Annotated in this window: 15 protein-coding genes; all 15 read left to right on the forward strand. The window is 64.6% G+C overall.

From position 1 onward, the window contains the following. The first annotated feature begins 40 nt into the window (after positions 1-40). The 15 genes from BG61_RS31730 to accD all read left to right on the forward strand — a co-directional run bounded on the left by BG61_RS31730 (position 41) and on the right by accD (position 14,616). Positions 41-313, forward strand: a complete 273-nt coding sequence (locus BG61_RS31730; protein ID WP_035927379.1) for an FAD assembly factor SdhE — start codon at positions 41-43, stop codon at positions 311-313. A gap of 104 nt (positions 314-417) precedes the next feature. Next, positions 418-1,719: a citrate synthase gene (gene gltA / locus BG61_RS31735; RefSeq protein WP_035927377.1), complete on the forward strand. Its 1,302-nt coding sequence runs from the start codon at positions 418-420 to the stop codon at positions 1,717-1,719. Between the two features lie 432 nt (positions 1,720-2,151). After that, positions 2,152-3,561, forward strand: a complete 1,410-nt coding sequence (gene leuC, locus BG61_RS31740; protein WP_035927374.1) for a 3-isopropylmalate dehydratase large subunit — start codon at positions 2,152-2,154, stop codon at positions 3,559-3,561. Between the two features lie 21 nt (positions 3,562-3,582). Further along, the gene (locus BG61_RS39725) at positions 3,583-3,705 is read left to right on the forward strand and encodes an entericidin A/B family lipoprotein (protein ID WP_063177189.1); all 123 of its coding nucleotides are present in this window, start codon (positions 3,583-3,585) and stop codon (positions 3,703-3,705) included. A 40-nt stretch (positions 3,706-3,745) separates the two neighbouring features. After that, entirely contained in the window at positions 3,746-4,396 is a 651-nt protein-coding gene (leuD, locus tag BG61_RS31745; protein ID WP_035927371.1) for a 3-isopropylmalate dehydratase small subunit, read from the forward strand. A 48-nt stretch (positions 4,397-4,444) separates the two neighbouring features. After that, entirely contained in the window at positions 4,445-5,512 is a 1,068-nt protein-coding gene (gene leuB, locus BG61_RS31750; RefSeq protein ID WP_035927368.1) for a 3-isopropylmalate dehydrogenase, read from the forward strand. An 85-nt stretch (positions 5,513-5,597) separates the two neighbouring features. Then, complete coding sequence (locus tag BG61_RS42310; protein WP_129572059.1) at positions 5,598-5,804, forward strand: hypothetical protein; 207 nt, start codon at positions 5,598-5,600, stop codon at positions 5,802-5,804. Positions 5,805-5,885: 81 nt separating this feature from the next. Next, positions 5,886-7,007 carry an aspartate-semialdehyde dehydrogenase gene (gene asd, locus BG61_RS31755; RefSeq protein WP_035927366.1) on the forward strand — a complete coding sequence of 374 codons (1,122 nt, stop codon included), beginning with the start codon at positions 5,886-5,888 and terminating at the stop codon, positions 7,005-7,007. Positions 7,008-7,124: 117 nt separating this feature from the next. Beyond that, positions 7,125-9,134, forward strand: a complete 2,010-nt coding sequence (locus tag BG61_RS31760; protein ID WP_035927363.1) for a FimV/HubP family polar landmark protein — start codon at positions 7,125-7,127, stop codon at positions 9,132-9,134. Between the two features lies 1 nt (position 9,135). Further along, a complete protein-coding gene (truA, locus tag BG61_RS31765) occupies positions 9,136-9,939 on the forward strand; it encodes a tRNA pseudouridine(38-40) synthase TruA (protein WP_035927360.1) in 804 nt (267 codons plus the stop codon). Then, entirely contained in the window at positions 9,936-10,604 is a 669-nt protein-coding gene (locus BG61_RS31770; RefSeq protein WP_035927357.1) for a phosphoribosylanthranilate isomerase, read from the forward strand. Before truA ends, BG61_RS31770 begins: the two co-directional genes overlap by 4 nt. A gap of 49 nt (positions 10,605-10,653) precedes the next feature. After that, positions 10,654-11,847 (forward strand): tryptophan synthase subunit beta, encoded by a 1,194-nt coding sequence (gene trpB, locus BG61_RS31775; protein WP_035927355.1) that lies wholly within the window; start codon positions 10,654-10,656, stop codon positions 11,845-11,847. An 11-nt stretch (positions 11,848-11,858) separates the two neighbouring features. Then, entirely contained in the window at positions 11,859-12,740 is an 882-nt protein-coding gene (locus tag BG61_RS31780) for a DNA-methyltransferase (protein ID WP_232256002.1), read from the forward strand. A 145-nt stretch (positions 12,741-12,885) separates the two neighbouring features. After that, positions 12,886-13,689, forward strand: a complete 804-nt coding sequence (gene trpA, locus BG61_RS31785; protein ID WP_035927352.1) for a tryptophan synthase subunit alpha — start codon at positions 12,886-12,888, stop codon at positions 13,687-13,689. A gap of 54 nt (positions 13,690-13,743) precedes the next feature. Next, a complete protein-coding gene (gene accD, locus BG61_RS31790; RefSeq protein ID WP_035927350.1) occupies positions 13,744-14,616 on the forward strand; it encodes an acetyl-CoA carboxylase, carboxyltransferase subunit beta in 873 nt (290 codons plus the stop codon). The last annotated feature ends 16 nt before the right edge of the window (positions 14,617-14,632 follow it).

The raw sequence follows: 14,632 nt of genomic DNA on the forward strand, positions 1-14,632 counted from the left end.
AATTGATGGTGCGCCGTGCTGTCTGAGATGGACTTTTGCCATGGGTGACACTCCGCATCAGTCCGACCCTCTACGCCGTGCACGCCTTCGCTGGCGCGCGCGGCGCGGCCTGCTGGAAAACGATCTGATCTTCGAGCGTTTCTTCAGCCGATATGAGCATGACCTCAGTGACGCCGACGTGGCCGTTTTGACCCGTCTGCTGGAGCTGAGCGACAACGACCTGATGGACTTGCTGCTCGCGCGCAAGGAACCTGAGGGCGAGCTGGCTTCGCCGGATATGACCCGAGTACTCGGGATGCTGCGTTCAGCGTGATCTCAGCAGAGTTTCGCAAAACGCCTGAAACTTCAGTTTTGCCGCGCAGCTCCGTCGTGCAAATTATCGAGAACCTGTATTCATACTTCGATTGAGGATGTGCTATGACCCCGTCAGATGTTAAAGCCACGCTTTCGTTCAGCGACAACTCGCCGAGCGTCGAAATGCCGATCTATAAGGGCACGATGGGCCCGGACGTGATCGACATCCGCAAGTTGTACGGTCAGACCGGCAAGTTCACGTATGACCCGGGCTTCATGTCGACGGCGGCCTGCAATTCGGCCATCACCTATATCGATGGCGACAAGGGCGAACTGCTCTATCGCGGCTATCCGATCGAACAACTGGCCGTCAATGCGGACTTCCTCGAGACGTGCTATCTGCTGCTGAAGGGCGAGTTGCCGACCGCGGCGCAGAACAAGGAGTTCGTCGACACGGTCACGCGCCACACGATGGTGCACGAGCAGATGCACTTCTTCTTCCGTGGCTTCCGTCGTGACGCGCACCCGATGGCCGTGCTGACCGCCGCTGTCGGCGCGCTGTCGGCGTTCTATCACGATTCGCTCAACATCAACGACCCGCGCCACCGCGAAGTGTCGGCGATCCGCATGATCGCGAAGTTGCCGACGCTGGTGGCGATGGCATACAAGTTCAGCATCGGACAGCCGTTCGTTTATCCGAAGAACGACCTGTCGTACAGCGCGAACTTCATGCACATGATGTTCGCGAACCCGTGCGAGGAGTACAAGGTCAACGACGTGCTCGTGCGCGCGCTCGACCGCATCCTGATCCTGCACGCCGACCACGAACAGAACGCCTCGACCTCGACCGTGCGTCTCGCGGGTTCGTCGGGTGCGAATCCGTTCGCGTGTATCGCGGCCGGCATCGCGTGTCTCTGGGGCCCGGCGCACGGCGGCGCGAACGAAGCCGCGCTCAACATGCTGGAGGAGATCGGCTCGGTCGACAACATCCCCGAGTTCATCAAGCAGGTGAAGGACAAGAACTCGGGCGTGAAGCTGATGGGCTTCGGCCACCGCGTGTACAAGAACTACGATCCGCGTGCAAAGCTGATGCGCGAAACGTGCCATGAAGTGCTCGAAGAACTCGGCCTGCACGACGACCCGCTCTTCAAGCTCGCGATGGAACTGGAAAAGATCGCGCTGGAAGACGAATACTTCGTGTCGCGCAAGCTGTACCCGAACGTCGATTTCTACTCGGGCATCGTGCAGCGCGCGCTCGGCATCCCGACGTCGATGTTCACGTGCATCTTCGCGATGGCGCGTACCGTCGGCTGGATCGCACAATGGAACGAGATGATCGCCGATCCCGAACAGAAGATCGGTCGTCCGCGTCAGTTGTTCATCGGCGAGACGCCGCGTCAGGCGAAGGCCATCGAAAAGCGTTAAGCGGCTGCCTTATCGTCCTGCAAAAGCCCCGGCGGAGTTTTCGCCGGGGCTTTTTGTTTTGGTTTCCTTCGAGTGGCCGCGCAGTGCGGCTCGAAGTACGGCTCGCGGTACGGCTTGATTGTCGGGGCCGTGCGAGCCGCTTGCCTCTCGAAACTTCGCGTGGCGCGTTCACGTCCGGCATGCAGGGAACTGCGCAAGCCTGTGAAACCAAACGCTTTTGGTCTCCGGCCGTCCGTGTGCGCCTGTCTTCTGCAAGCTTTCCGAACACGCCTGACACCATCCGGGTAGCTGCCATACAGGTAGCGCAACTACCAGCCAACCTACTGTTTCTTATCGGTTTTTTCCCGCGGCCAGCAGCAAATGCGGCACGCGCGTGGCATAATCGACCGACATCGAGAACAGTCCCCGCAGTTCACTACTACAGCGCACACCATGTCACAGACTCTCTACGACAAACTGTGGAATTCGCACGTGATCCACACCGAGGACGATGGCACGTCCATCCTCTACATCGACCGGCACTTGCTGCATGAGGTGACGAGCCCGCAGGCGTTCGAGGGTCTCAAGCTGCATCAGCGCCCGGTGTGGCGCATCAGCGCGAACCTGGCGGTGTCCGATCACAACGTGCCGACCACGGACCGCTCGCACGGCATCGCCGATCCGGTCTCGAAGCTGCAGGTCGATACGCTCGACGCCAACTGCGACTCGTTCGGCATCACCCAGTTCAAGATGAACGACCTGCGCCAGGGCATCGTCCACATCATCGGGCCGGAGCAGGGCGCGACGCTGCCTGGCATGACGATTGTCTGCGGCGACTCGCACACGTCCACGCACGGCGCGTTCGGCGCGCTCGCGCACGGCATCGGCACGTCCGAAGTCGAGCACGTGCTTGCCACGCAAACGCTGCTCCAGAAAAAGAGCAAGAACATGCTGGTCAAGGTGGAAGGCCCGTTGCCGCGCGGCTGCACCGCGAAGGACATCGTGCTTGCCATCATCGGCAAGATCGGCACGGCGGGCGGCACGGGCTACGCAATCGAATTCGGCGGCTCGACCATTCGCGCGCTCTCGATGGAAGGGCGCATGACCGTCTGCAACATGGCGATCGAAGCGGGCGCACGCGCAGGCATGGTCGCCGTCGACGACACCACGATCAACTACCTGAAGGACCGCCCGTACTCGCCGCAGGGTGCGGAATTCAAGCAGGCCGAGCAATACTGGCGCGAGTTCAAGTCGGACCCGGATGCGCACTTCGACCGCGTGATCGAGCTCAACGCCGCGGAGATCGTGCCGCAGGTGACGTGGGGCACGTCGCCGGAGATGGTGACGTCGATCGACGGCCGCGTGCCTGATCCCGAACGCGAAAAGGACCCCGTCAAGCGCGGCGCGATTGAACGCGCGCTGCAATACATGGCGCTGCAGCCGAACACGCCGATCGAGGCGATCAAGCCGGACAAGATCTTCATCGGCTCGTGCACGAATGCGCGCATCGAAGACCTGCGCGCGGCGGCTTACGTCGTGAAGACGCTCGGGCGCCGCGTCGCGCCGAACATCCGGCTCGCGATGGTCGTGCCGGGCTCGGGGCTCGTCAAGCAGCAGGCCGAGCGCGAAGGGCTCGACAAGGTGTTCACCGACGCGGGTTTCGAATGGCGCGAACCCGGCTGCTCGATGTGTCTCGCGATGAACTCGGACCGGCTCGAGCCGGGCGAGCGCTGCGCGTCGACGTCGAACCGCAACTTCGAGGGGCGCCAGGGCGCGGGCGGGCGCACGCACCTCGTGAGCCCGGCCATGGCGGCGGCGGCCGCGATCGAGGGCCATTTCGTCGACATCCGCAAGCTCGCCTGATCCTCACGGAAAGACCCAGCTATGAAGCGCATCGCATTCTTGATCGCATCGCTCTTCGTCCTGGCCGGTTGCAACACGGTTCACGGCTTCGGCGAGGACCTGCAGCATCTCGGCGGCTCGATCAGCAACAAGGCGTCGAAGTAAGCACTTCGCGGCTACTTCCAACCCAAACCGGTAAAGCGTCATGGAAAAATTCATTGTTCACAGCGGCCTCGTGGCGCCGCTGGATCGCGAGAACGTCGACACGGACGCGATCATTCCGAAGCAGTTCCTGAAATCGATCAAGCGCACGGGCTTCGGCCCGAACGCCTTCGACGAATGGCGTTACCTCGACCGCGGCGAGCCGGGTCAGGACAACTCGAAGCGTCCGCTCAATCCCGACTTCGTGCTGAACCAGCCGCGCTACAAGGGCGCGTCGATTCTGCTCACGCGCAAGAACTTCGGCTGCGGCAGTTCGCGCGAGCACGCGCCGTGGGCGCTCGACCAATACGGCTTTCGCGCGATCATCGCGCCGAGTTTCGCCGACATCTTCTACAACAACTGCTTCAAGAACGGCCTCTTGCCGATCGTCCTGACGGAGCAGCAGGTGGACAAGCTGTTCAACGAGACCTACGCGTTCGTGGGCTTCGAGCTGACGATCGATCTGGAGCGCCAGATCGTGCGCGTCGGCGACGGCACCAAGTATTCGTTCGAAGTGCCGGGTTTTCGCAAGTTCTGCCTGCTGAACGGCTTCGACGACATCGCCCTCACGCTGCGTCACGCGGACAAGATCCGCCAGTTCGAGGCCGAGCGCCTGGCGAAGCAGCCGTGGCTCAACAACCGGCTCGTCGGATAACCCGTCGGACAACGCTTCGAATAACTACGCAACCAACCGAGACACAATATGAAGATTGCAGTGCTGCCCGGCGATGGCATCGGTCCGGAAATCACGAAAGAGGCCGTCAAGGTTCTGAACGCGCTGGGCGAAAAGTTCGAGCTCGAAGAGGCGCCCGTCGGCGGCGCGGGCTACGAGGCGAAAGGGCATCCGCTGCCGGACGCCACGCTCGCGCTGGCGAAAGAGGCCGACGCGATCCTGTTCGGTGCGGTCGGTGACTGGAAATACGATTCGCTGGAACGCGCACTGCGCCCCGAGCAGGCCATCCTGGGCCTGCGCAAGCACCTGCAGCTGTTCGCGAATTTCCGTCCGGCGATCTGCTATCCGCAACTGACGGCGGCGTCGTCGCTGAAGGCTGAGATCGTGGCGGGCCTCGACATCCTGATCATTCGCGAACTGAACGGCGACATCTACTTCGGCCAGCCGCGCGGCGTGCGTTCGTCGCCGGACGGCCTGTTCGAAGGCGCGAAGGAAGGCTTCGACACGATGCGCTATTCGGAGCCCGAAGTGCGCCGCATCGCGCACGTTGCGTTCCAGGCGGCGCAGAAGCGCCAGAAGAAGCTGACGAGTGTCGACAAGGCGAACGTGCTGGAAACGTCGCAACTGTGGCGCGACGTGATGATCGACGTGTCGAAGGAATACGCGGACGTCGAGCTGTCGCACATGTACGTGGACAACGCCGCGATGCAGCTCGTGAAGGCGCCGAAGGCGTTCGACGTCGTCGTGACCGGCAACATGTTCGGCGACATCCTCTCGGACGAAGCCGCCATGCTCACGGGCTCGATCGGCATGCTGCCGTCGGCCTCGCTCGACAAGAACAACAAGGGCCTGTACGAGCCGTCGCACGGTTCGGCGCCGGACATCGCGGGCAAGGGTGTGGCCAATCCGCTCGCGACTATCCTGTCGGCGGCGATGATGCTGCGCTATTCGCTTGGCAAGACGGAGCAGGCGGATCGCGTCGAGAACGCCGTGAAAAAGGTGCTCGAACAGGGCTACCGCACGGGCGACATCGCGACGCAGGACGGCCGCACCGTCGGCACGAAGGAAATGGGCGACGCGGTTCTCGCGGCGCTCTGAGCGCAACGCGTTTCGGCTGCGCTTTCCGTGCGCCGCCGAAACGCGTGAAAACATCTCTTTTCGGCGCTTATCCCGCACGATCCACGTGAAATGCAGCGATTCGCGCCGCGAGAAGGCGGAAACAGCAGGTTATCGTGTAGACTCCATTGTTATGGCGAAGATCTCTCAAATCTCTCTGGACTCGATCTCACGCGGCGAAACGGCCCGCGCGATCGGTCTCGCCATCAGCACGCGCATTGGCGCAGCCAAGCGCATTACGAAAATCTCCCACAAAACGATCACGATTCGCTGATCGTCCGTCGTGTCCGCCCGTCTTCCCCGCGCGGCCACGCCGGGTAAAGATGCGGGGAAGCGTCCACTTCAAGGGTTAGTCATGAACGTAGGTCTCGTTGGTTGGCGGGGCATGGTCGGCAGCGTCCTGATGCAGCGCATGCAGCAGGAAGGTGATTTCGATCTGATCGAACCGGTGTTTTTCAGCACCAGCAATGCGGGCGGCAATGCGCCGTCGTTCGCCAAAAACGAGACGAAGCTGAAGGATGCGACAAGCATCGACGACCTGAAGAAGTGCGACGCCATCATCACCTGCCAGGGCGGCGACTACACGAACGACGTGTATCCGAAACTGCGCGCGGCCGGCTGGAAGGGCTACTGGATCGACGCGGCCTCGTCGCTGCGCATGAAGGACGACGCGGTCATCATCCTCGATCCGGTGAACCTGAACGTCATCAAGGATTCGCTCGTCAAGGGCGGCCGGGACTTCATCGGCGGCAACTGCACGGTCAGCCTGATGCTGATGGCGCTCGGCGGCCTGTTCCGCGAGAACCTCGTCGAATGGACGACGGCCATGACCTACCAGGCCGCATCCGGCGCGGGCGCGCAGAACATGCGCGAGTTGCTGAGCCAGATGGGCACGCTCCACGGCGCGGTGAAGGACGAGCTGGCGAATCCGTCGTCGGCGATTCTCGACATCGACCGCCGCGTGTCCGCCGCGATGAACAGCGACGCCATGCCGACCGACAACTTCGGCGTGCCGCTCGCCGGCTCGCTGATTCCGTGGATCGACAAGGACCTCGGCAACGGCATGTCGAAGGAAGAGTGGAAGGGCGGCGCCGAAACCAACAAGATTCTCGGCAAGCCGGCGATGGGCCAGCCGGGCTCGGTGCCGGTCGACGGCCTGTGCGTGCGCATCGGCGCGATGCGTTGCCATTCGCAGGCGCTGACCATCAAGCTGCGCCGTGACGTGCCGCTCGACGAAGTGCACGGCATCCTGGCGTCGGCGAACGACTGGGTGAAGGTCGTGCCGAACGAGCGCGAAGCGTCGATGCGCGATCTGTCGCCGGCCGTCGTGACGGGTACGCTCACGGTCCCGGTCGGCCGTCTGCGCAAGCTCGCGATGGGCGGCGAATATCTGTCCGCGTTCACGGTCGGCGATCAGCTGCTGTGGGGCGCGGCCGAGCCGCTGCGCCGCATGCTTCGCATCCTGCTCGACAAGTAAAGTAAACTACGCGCCAACGACGCGCGGAGTCATGAAAAGCGTCGCGTTTTTCGCGGCGCTTTTTGTTTTTCGCGCTGGTTTCTACCTCTTCCCTTCATCGACGCGCCTGGAGCCTCAATGACCCTTCGACCCCGTCGGCCACTCATCCCGTCATCGCGTGCGCCGCGCGCTGCGCTCGCTGCCTTGCTGGGCGCGGCGTGCGTGACGCTCGGATGGAATGCGGGCGATGCGCGGGCGCAGGCGAGCGGCGCGGCGGCTGTTTCCGAAGCGGCGTCGGCGGTTGCCGGCGGCACGCAGTACACCGTCAAGCCAGGCCAGTCGCTCAACGATATTGCCGGCGAGCTCACCGGCTCGCGTGACCGTGCGATTCGCGAAAAGATGTCGCGGGCGCTCTTCGACGCGAATCCTGGCGCGTTCATGGGACACGATCCCAGCCGGCTCAAGCTCGGCGCGGTCCTGAACGTGCCGGCCGGGGATTTTGGCGGCGCGTCGGCGGCGAGCGCGGCATCGGCGCCAGAGGCGGCCGAGAGCGGCGCGGCGTCCGCTCCGGCGTCGGCGCAAGCATCGGCTGGCGCGGCGGCGGTTGCGCCAGCGCCGGAGGCAGCGGCATCGACAGCTGCGGAGACCGGCGCGGGCGTCCAGAGCGCGGCGTCCGCACCGGGCGCGAGCGTTGCGGCCGAGGCGCCGGCCGCGTCCGAACCCGCAGCCGGGGCCGGTGCGTCGGCTGCGCTGGCGGGCAGTATCGCCGGCGCCGACAGCACGCGCGCCGCAACCCAGCCGTTCAACCCCATGACGATTGCCGCGGCTGCCGCGGTTCTGGCCGTGCTGTTGTTGTTGTTCTTCGTGCGCGCCGGGAAGCGCCGTCGCGCCGCTGCCGCCGATACCCGGTCGCGCGACGCGGCGCCGTCGAATGTTCCTTCGCCGGCCGTGTCGGCCGTGGCGAATGTGGGTGCCGCGCGCGATGCCGGTCTGGAAGGCACATCCGTGCAGCGCGACCAGGCGGAATTGAACGCGGTCGCGGCGAGCCTCGAAAGCTACGACGCGGCGCAATCATTCGCAGCGCCCACCGACGACGAGCCGCCTGCCGCCGAAGCCCTCGATCGCGCGAAAGATGCCGGGACTTCCGCTTCTGGCGCTGCGGCGCCGGTCGCGTCGCGCGAGGAGGTAGCGTCGCGGCCGGCGCCGTTCATGCCGGAGGCGCCTGCTGCGCGCCATCGCGATTTCATGCCGCCGCTACGAAGCGCGGCCGTTGCCGAGGCGGAGGCGCGGGAAGCCGCCACCCGCGAGGCTGAAGCCCGGGAGGCCGCAGAACGGGAAAGCGCGGCGCGCGAAGCCGAAGCGCGAGACGCGGCGGATGCCCGAGAAGCGGATGCCCGAGAAGCGGAAGCCCGAGAAGCGGAAGCCCGAGAAGCCGAAGCTCGTGAGGCCGAAGCCCGAGAAGCCGAAACCGTCCCTGACCTCGAAGCCGACGACGAACCCACGCCCGTCGCCCGCTTTCCGCAACCCAAATTCCCGCGCGAGGCGATCGAAGCGCTCGATTCGCTGGATCTCGGCTTGCCGCCGCGTCGCGAGCTGTCAGCGGCACCCGCTGACGCAGCCGTCGCGAAGACGGAGCACGAATCGCCGATCACGCCCGAGCCGGTCGTCCCCCAGCCGCTGACCAAACCCGACATCACCGTGCGCCCGCGCGAGCCGGCCCCTGCAACCGCCGACACCGCGATCACGCCCGAACCCGTCAGGCCGCAGCCGGTCGCCGAGCCGGATGTTCTGCAACGCCAGTCCGAATCGATCGCCGAGCCGCCGAAGCCGCCATCCGCCGCGCAGGAGATCGAAGCGGGCACGGCCGGTCCGGCGTCGGTGGCCGGCCTCGGCGCGCCGACGTTCGGCCCGATGCGCCTCGCATTCGATCTCGCCCCGGCGACGAGCGAGACGGAGCCGCTGCCCGCCCTGACGCCCGAGCAAATCGCCACGATTGCCCGCAACAAGCTCGAACTGGCCGCCGAATACATCGACCTCGGCGATCTGGCGGGCGCGCGCACCCTGCTGCAGGAGGTGATCGACGCGAACGATCCCGCGACGCGGCCGCAAGCCGCCGCGCTCCTGTCGACGCTCGCGCCGCTTTCCTGACATGCGCATCGCGTTGGGCGTCCAGTACGACGGAGCGGCGTTTTGCGGCTGGCAGTCGCAGCCGCACGGCAAGACCGTGCAGAACGAACTGGAGCGCGCGCTTGCCGAATTCGCGCAGACGCCGCTCCATACGGTCGTCGCGGGGCGCACGGATACGGGCGTCCACGGTCTCGGGCAGGTCGTCCATTTCGATACCGACCTCGACCGCGAAGCGTTCTCGTGGGTGCGCGGCACGAACGCCTTTCTGCCGTCGAGCGTCGCGGTGCGGTGGGCGAAACCGATGCCGGACGATTTCCACGCGCGTTTCGCCGCCTTCGAGCGCACGTATTACTACGTGCTGTACGTGAATCCGGTACGCTCACCGATGCTCGCGGCCCGTGCCGGCTGGGTGCACACCCCGCTCGACACGCAGGCGATGCGCGACGCCGTCGCATGCCTCATCGGCGAACACGACTTTTCGTCCTTTCGCGCGGCCGATTGCCAGTCGAAGACGCCGGTCAAGCATCTGCACCAGATCGACATCCGCGAGCAGGGCGATTTCATCCACTTCCGCTTTCGCGCGAACGCGTTCCTGCACCACATGGTGCGCAACCTGATGGGCTGTTTCGTTGCAATCGGGCGCGGGCGGCACCCGGCGTCGTGGATGGCCGAGGTGCTGGACGCACGCGACCGCAAGGCGGCCGCGCCGACTTTCATGCCCGACGGCCTCTATCTGGCCGAGGTCGGTTATCCTGAAAACTTTGCGGTGCCCGCGCCGCACCTGGGCAGCATGCCGTGGAGCGCGGTCTGGGCAGAATCGAAATGACCAGCCAAGTACCCCGTCGTACCAGAATCAAGCTTTGCGGCCTTTCCAGGCCCGAGGACGTGCAGCACGCGGTCGCCCTGGGCGCCGACGCCGTCGGCTTCGTGTTCTATCCGCCAAGCCCGCGTTCGGTGAGCGTGTCGCAGGCCGTGGATCTGATCCGGCACGTGCCGCCGCTCGTTTCGGCGGTCGGCTTGTTCGTCAACGCGAGCCCCGACTGGGTGCGCGAGGTGACATCGAACGTCCGGCTCTCGCTGCTCCAGTTTCACGGCGACGAAACGCCCGCGCAATGCGATCAGCTCGCGGACATCGCCGGACTGCCGTGGTGGCGCGCAATTCGCGTCGGATCGAATGCGACAGCGGCCGATTTGGTAGAATCATCTCTTAATTATTCAGCAGCCAGCGGCCTTCTGCTCGACGCGCTCGTCGAGGGCTTCGGCGGCGGCGGAAAGGTCTTCGATTGGTCACTTATCCCTTCAGATCTCGGGCATCGGGCCGTTTTGAGTGGTGGGTTGAACGCGCAAAACGTTTCTGAGGCAATCCAGCGAGTGCGCCCGTTTGCAGTCGATGTCTCCAGCGGCATCGAGGTGCCGGGCGCCAAGGGCGTGAAGGATCACGCCCGAATGGCGGCGTTCGTGCGTGCGGTGCGCGAAGCGGACGCCGGGTGAATCGCGCGTGGCGGCCCAGCTTCGCCACGCACACCGAGAGAGTGACGCAATGTACAACTTACCCGACGAAAGAGGCCATTTCGGCCAATATGGTGGCGTGTTCGTCTCAGAAACGCTGATTCATGCGCTCGACGAACTTCGCGAAGCATATGACGTGGCCCGCACGGACCCCGAGTTCATCGCCGAATACGAATACGAACTGAAGCACTATGTCGGCCGGCCGTCGCCGATATATCACGCGAAGCGCTGGAGCGAGATGCTCGGCGGCGCGCAGCTTTATCTCAAGCGCGAAGACCTGAACCATACGGGCGCGCACAAGGTGAACAACGTGATCGGCCAGGCGCTGCTCGCGCGCAAGATGGGCAAGCCGCGCGTGATCGCGGAGACGGGCGCCGGGCAGCACGGCGTCGCCACCGCCACGATCGCCGCGCGTTTCGGCATGGAATGCGTCGTGTACATGGGTTCGGAGGACGTGCGCCGCCAGGCCGCCAACGTGTACCGGATGAAACTGCTCGGCGCGACGGTCGTGCCGGTCGAATCGGGCTCGAAGACGCTGAAGGACGCGCTCAACGAAGCGATGCGCGACTGGGTCACGAACGTCGAAAACACTTTCTACATCATCGGCACGGTGGCGGGGCCGCATCCGTATCCGATGATGGTGCGCGACTTCCAGCGCGTGATCGGCGACGAATGCCGCGTGCAGATGCCGGAAATGACCGGACGCCAGCCGGACGCGGTGATCGCGTGCGTTGGCGGCGGATCGAACGCGATGGGCATCTTTTATCCGTATATCGACGACGAAGCCGTGCGTCTCATCGGCGTGGAAGCGGCAGGCGACGGCATCGAGACCGGCCGTCACGCTGCGTCGCTGATGGGCGGCAGCCCGGGTGTGCTGCATGGCAACCGCACGTATCTGCTGCAGGACGAGAACGGCCAGATCATCGAGACGCACTCGATTTCCGCCGGTCTCGACTATCCGGGCGTCGGTCCCGAGCATGCGTGGCTGAAGGACATAGGCCGTGCGGAATACGTCGGCATCACCGACGAAGAGGCGCTGAAGGCCTTTCACGACTGCTGCCGCATCGAGGGGATCATTCCGGCGCTCGAATCGAGCCACGCGCTCGCCTATGGCGCGAAGCTCGCGAAGACGCTCCCGCGCGACAAGGTGCTGCTCGTGAACCTGTCGGGCCGTGGCGACAAGGACATGCACACGGTCGCCGAGCGATCGGGCATCCGGTTCTGAGCGCCCGCACGATGCGCAACGTGATCGACGAGCCGTTGTCGGTGGGCGCCCTCCAGCAGGGCAAACCCGACATCGGCATCCGCAACCGCGATTTTCTGACCGATGCAGCGAGCATTCCGGACGCCTCGATCGACCTGATCGTGGCGGACCCGCCCTATGGCCTCGGCAAGGACTACGGCAACGATTCGGACATGCTTTCAGGCGACGCGTTTCTCGACTGGACGTATGGCTGGCTCGAACTTGCCATTCCGAAGCTCAAGGCGAGTGGCTCGCTGTATATCTTCTGCACGTGGCAATACTCGCCCGAGCTGTTCGTGTTCCTCAAGCGCCGCCTGATGATGGTCAACGAGATCGTCTGGGACCGGCGCGTACCGAGCATGGGCGGAACGACGCGCAAATATACGTCAGTGCACGACAACATCGGTTATTTTGCGGTATCGAAGGATTACTACTTCGATCTCGATCCGGTGCGTATCCCCTACGACGCAGCGACCAAGAAGGCCCGTTCGCGCAAGCTGTTCGAGGGCAGCAAGTGGCTTGAGCTTGGCTATAATCCCAAGGATGTCTGGTCGGTGTCGCGGCTGCATCGGCAACACGCCGAACGCGTCGACCATCCGACCCAGAAGCCTCTGGAAATCGTCGAGCGCATGGTGCTCGCGAGCTGCCCGCCGGGCGGCCGCGTGCTCGATCCGTTCATGGGCAGCGGCACCACGGCGGTCGCATGCGCCCGTCACGGCCGCCAGTTCACCGGTTACGAAATCAACGCCGAATATTGCGCGATTGCGGAACAGCGCGTCGCGGGCGCGAAGGTGGTTCGCCTCGCGCCATCGGTCGCGACCCCGTGCGCACCCGTCGTCGAGCCGACAACAAGCCCTGCCGCCGAAGCCGAATGACCTCTTTGCGTCGCTGACTGCGCCCGGGCGCGCCGCGCGGCCCGGGCATCAACGGCATCAGCGCACCAAGGCGCTTTAACGCAGCGCGCCAAGGCGCGCCAACGCAGCGCACGAAGGCGCACCAACGATTACCGAGAAAATTCTCATGTCTCGTATCAAGAATACTTTTGCGGCGCTCGCCGCGCAGGGCAAAAAGGGGTTGATCCCGTTCATCACCGCCGGCGACCCGAACCCGGAACAGACGGTCGAATTCATGCACGCGCTCGCGAAGGGCGGCGCGGACGTGATCGAACTGGGCGTGCCGTTCTCCGATCCGATGGCCGACGGGCCCGTGATCCAGCGCTCGTCGGAGCGGGCGCTCGCGCGCGGCGTGACGCTGAAAAGCGTGCTCGCCGACGTGAAGCGCTTTCGCGAAACCAACGACACGACGCCCGTCGTGCTGATGGGATATGCAAATCCGATCGAGCGCATGGGCGCGGAGGCGTTTGCGAAGGCGGCGAAGGAAGCGGGCGTCGACGGCGTGCTGGTGGTCGATTACCCGCCCGAGGAAGCCGTGGAGTTCGGCAAGTCGATGCGCGAGGCCGGCATCGATCCGATCTTCCTGCTCGCGCCGACCTCGACCGAGGAGCGCATCGCGGCGGTCGGCAAGGTGGCGAGCGGCTACGTCTATTATGTGTCGCTGAAAGGCGTGACCGGCGCGGCGAATCTGGACGTTTCCGACATCGCGGGTAAAATCCCGGCGATCAAGGCGCACGTACCCCTGCCGGTGGGCGTCGGATTCGGCATTCGCGACGCCGAGACCGCCCGAGCCGTCGCGGAGGTTTCGGATGCCGTGGTGATCGGCAGCCGCCTCGTGAAGCTGCTTGAGGAAACCTCGCCCGAAAACGCCGCCGACACCCTGACGCGCTTTATCGCGGAAGTCCGCGTGGCACTCGATTCTGCAAAATAACGCGCTATCTCGGCTGAAAATGCCGAGATGTTCGAATAAACGGAAGGAATAACGATGAGCTGGCTCGACAAATTGCTGCCGCCCAAGATCAAGCAAACCGATCCGAAAAGCCGCAAGGGCATTCCCGAAGGTCTCTGGATCAAGTGTCCGGCGTGCGAAGCGGTGCTGTATCGCAACGACGTCGAGGCGAATCTGCATGTTTGCCCGAAATGCAGCCATCACATGCGCATCGGCGCGCGCGAGCGGCTCGATGCGCTGCTCGACCCGGAAGGCCGCTACGAGATCGGCCAGGAAGTGCTGCCGGTCGACGCGCTGAAGTTCAAGGACAGCCGCAAGTACCCGGATCGCCTGAAGGAGGCGATGGAGGACACCGACGAAACCGATGCCATGGTCGTGATGGGCGGGGCGATCCACACGCTGCCGGTGGTGGTGGCGTGCTTCGAGTTCTCGTTCATGGGCGGCTCGATGGGCTCGGTGGTCGGTGAGCGTTTCGTGCGTGGAGCGCGCAACGCGATCGAGCAGAACGTGCCGTTCATCTGCTTCACGGCCTCGGGCGGCGCGCGCATGCAGGAAAGCCTCTTGTCGCTGATGCAGATGGCGAAGACCACCGCGCTCCTGACCAGGCTGTCCGAAGCGAAGCTGCCGTTCATCTCCGTGCTGACCGATCCGACGATGGGCGGCGTTTCCGCGAGCTTCGCGTTTTTGGGCGACGTCGTGATCGCCGAGCCCAAGGCGCTGATCGGCTTCGCGGGCCCGCGCGTAATCGAGCAGACGGTGCGCGAGAAACTGCCGGAAGGTTTCCAGCGCGCGGAATTCCTGATGCAAAAGGGCGCGATCGACATGATCGTCGATCGCCGCAAGATGCGCGAAGAAATCGCGCAGTTGATGGCGCTGATGACGCGCCAGCCGGCCGACTCGGTCGCCTGACGCTTCATGCGAACCG

Origin of the sequence: Caballeronia glathei, assembly GCF_000698595.1 — a bacterium.
Taxonomy (GTDB): Bacteria; Pseudomonadota; Gammaproteobacteria; order Burkholderiales; family Burkholderiaceae; genus Caballeronia; species Caballeronia glathei.

What these genes read in the sequence shown, in the direction of transcription:
- gltA (WP_035927377.1), top strand. Translation starts at nt 418, where the DNA reads ATGACCCCGTCAGATGTTAAAGCCACGCTTTCGTTCAGCGACAACTCG.
- BG61_RS39725 (WP_063177189.1), top strand. Translation starts at nt 3,583, where the DNA reads ATGAAGCGCATCGCATTCTTGATCGCATCGCTCTTCGTCCTGGCCGGT.
- trpB (WP_035927355.1), top strand. Translation starts at nt 10,654, where the DNA reads ATGTACAACTTACCCGACGAAAGAGGCCATTTCGGCCAATATGGTGGC.
- BG61_RS31760 (WP_035927363.1), top strand. Translation starts at nt 7,125, where the DNA reads ATGACCCTTCGACCCCGTCGGCCACTCATCCCGTCATCGCGTGCGCCG.
- asd (WP_035927366.1), top strand. Translation starts at nt 5,886, where the DNA reads ATGAACGTAGGTCTCGTTGGTTGGCGGGGCATGGTCGGCAGCGTCCTG.
- BG61_RS31730 (WP_035927379.1), top strand. Translation starts at nt 41, where the DNA reads ATGGGTGACACTCCGCATCAGTCCGACCCTCTACGCCGTGCACGCCTT.
- trpA (WP_035927352.1), top strand. Translation starts at nt 12,886, where the DNA reads ATGTCTCGTATCAAGAATACTTTTGCGGCGCTCGCCGCGCAGGGCAAA.
- truA (WP_035927360.1), top strand. Translation starts at nt 9,136, where the DNA reads ATGCGCATCGCGTTGGGCGTCCAGTACGACGGAGCGGCGTTTTGCGGC.
- BG61_RS31780 (WP_232256002.1), top strand. Translation starts at nt 11,859, where the DNA reads ATGCGCAACGTGATCGACGAGCCGTTGTCGGTGGGCGCCCTCCAGCAG.
- leuB (WP_035927368.1), top strand. Translation starts at nt 4,445, where the DNA reads ATGAAGATTGCAGTGCTGCCCGGCGATGGCATCGGTCCGGAAATCACG.
- accD (WP_035927350.1), top strand. Translation starts at nt 13,744, where the DNA reads ATGAGCTGGCTCGACAAATTGCTGCCGCCCAAGATCAAGCAAACCGAT.
- leuD (WP_035927371.1), top strand. Translation starts at nt 3,746, where the DNA reads ATGGAAAAATTCATTGTTCACAGCGGCCTCGTGGCGCCGCTGGATCGC.
- BG61_RS31770 (WP_035927357.1), top strand. Translation starts at nt 9,936, where the DNA reads ATGACCAGCCAAGTACCCCGTCGTACCAGAATCAAGCTTTGCGGCCTT.
- leuC (WP_035927374.1), top strand. Translation starts at nt 2,152, where the DNA reads ATGTCACAGACTCTCTACGACAAACTGTGGAATTCGCACGTGATCCAC.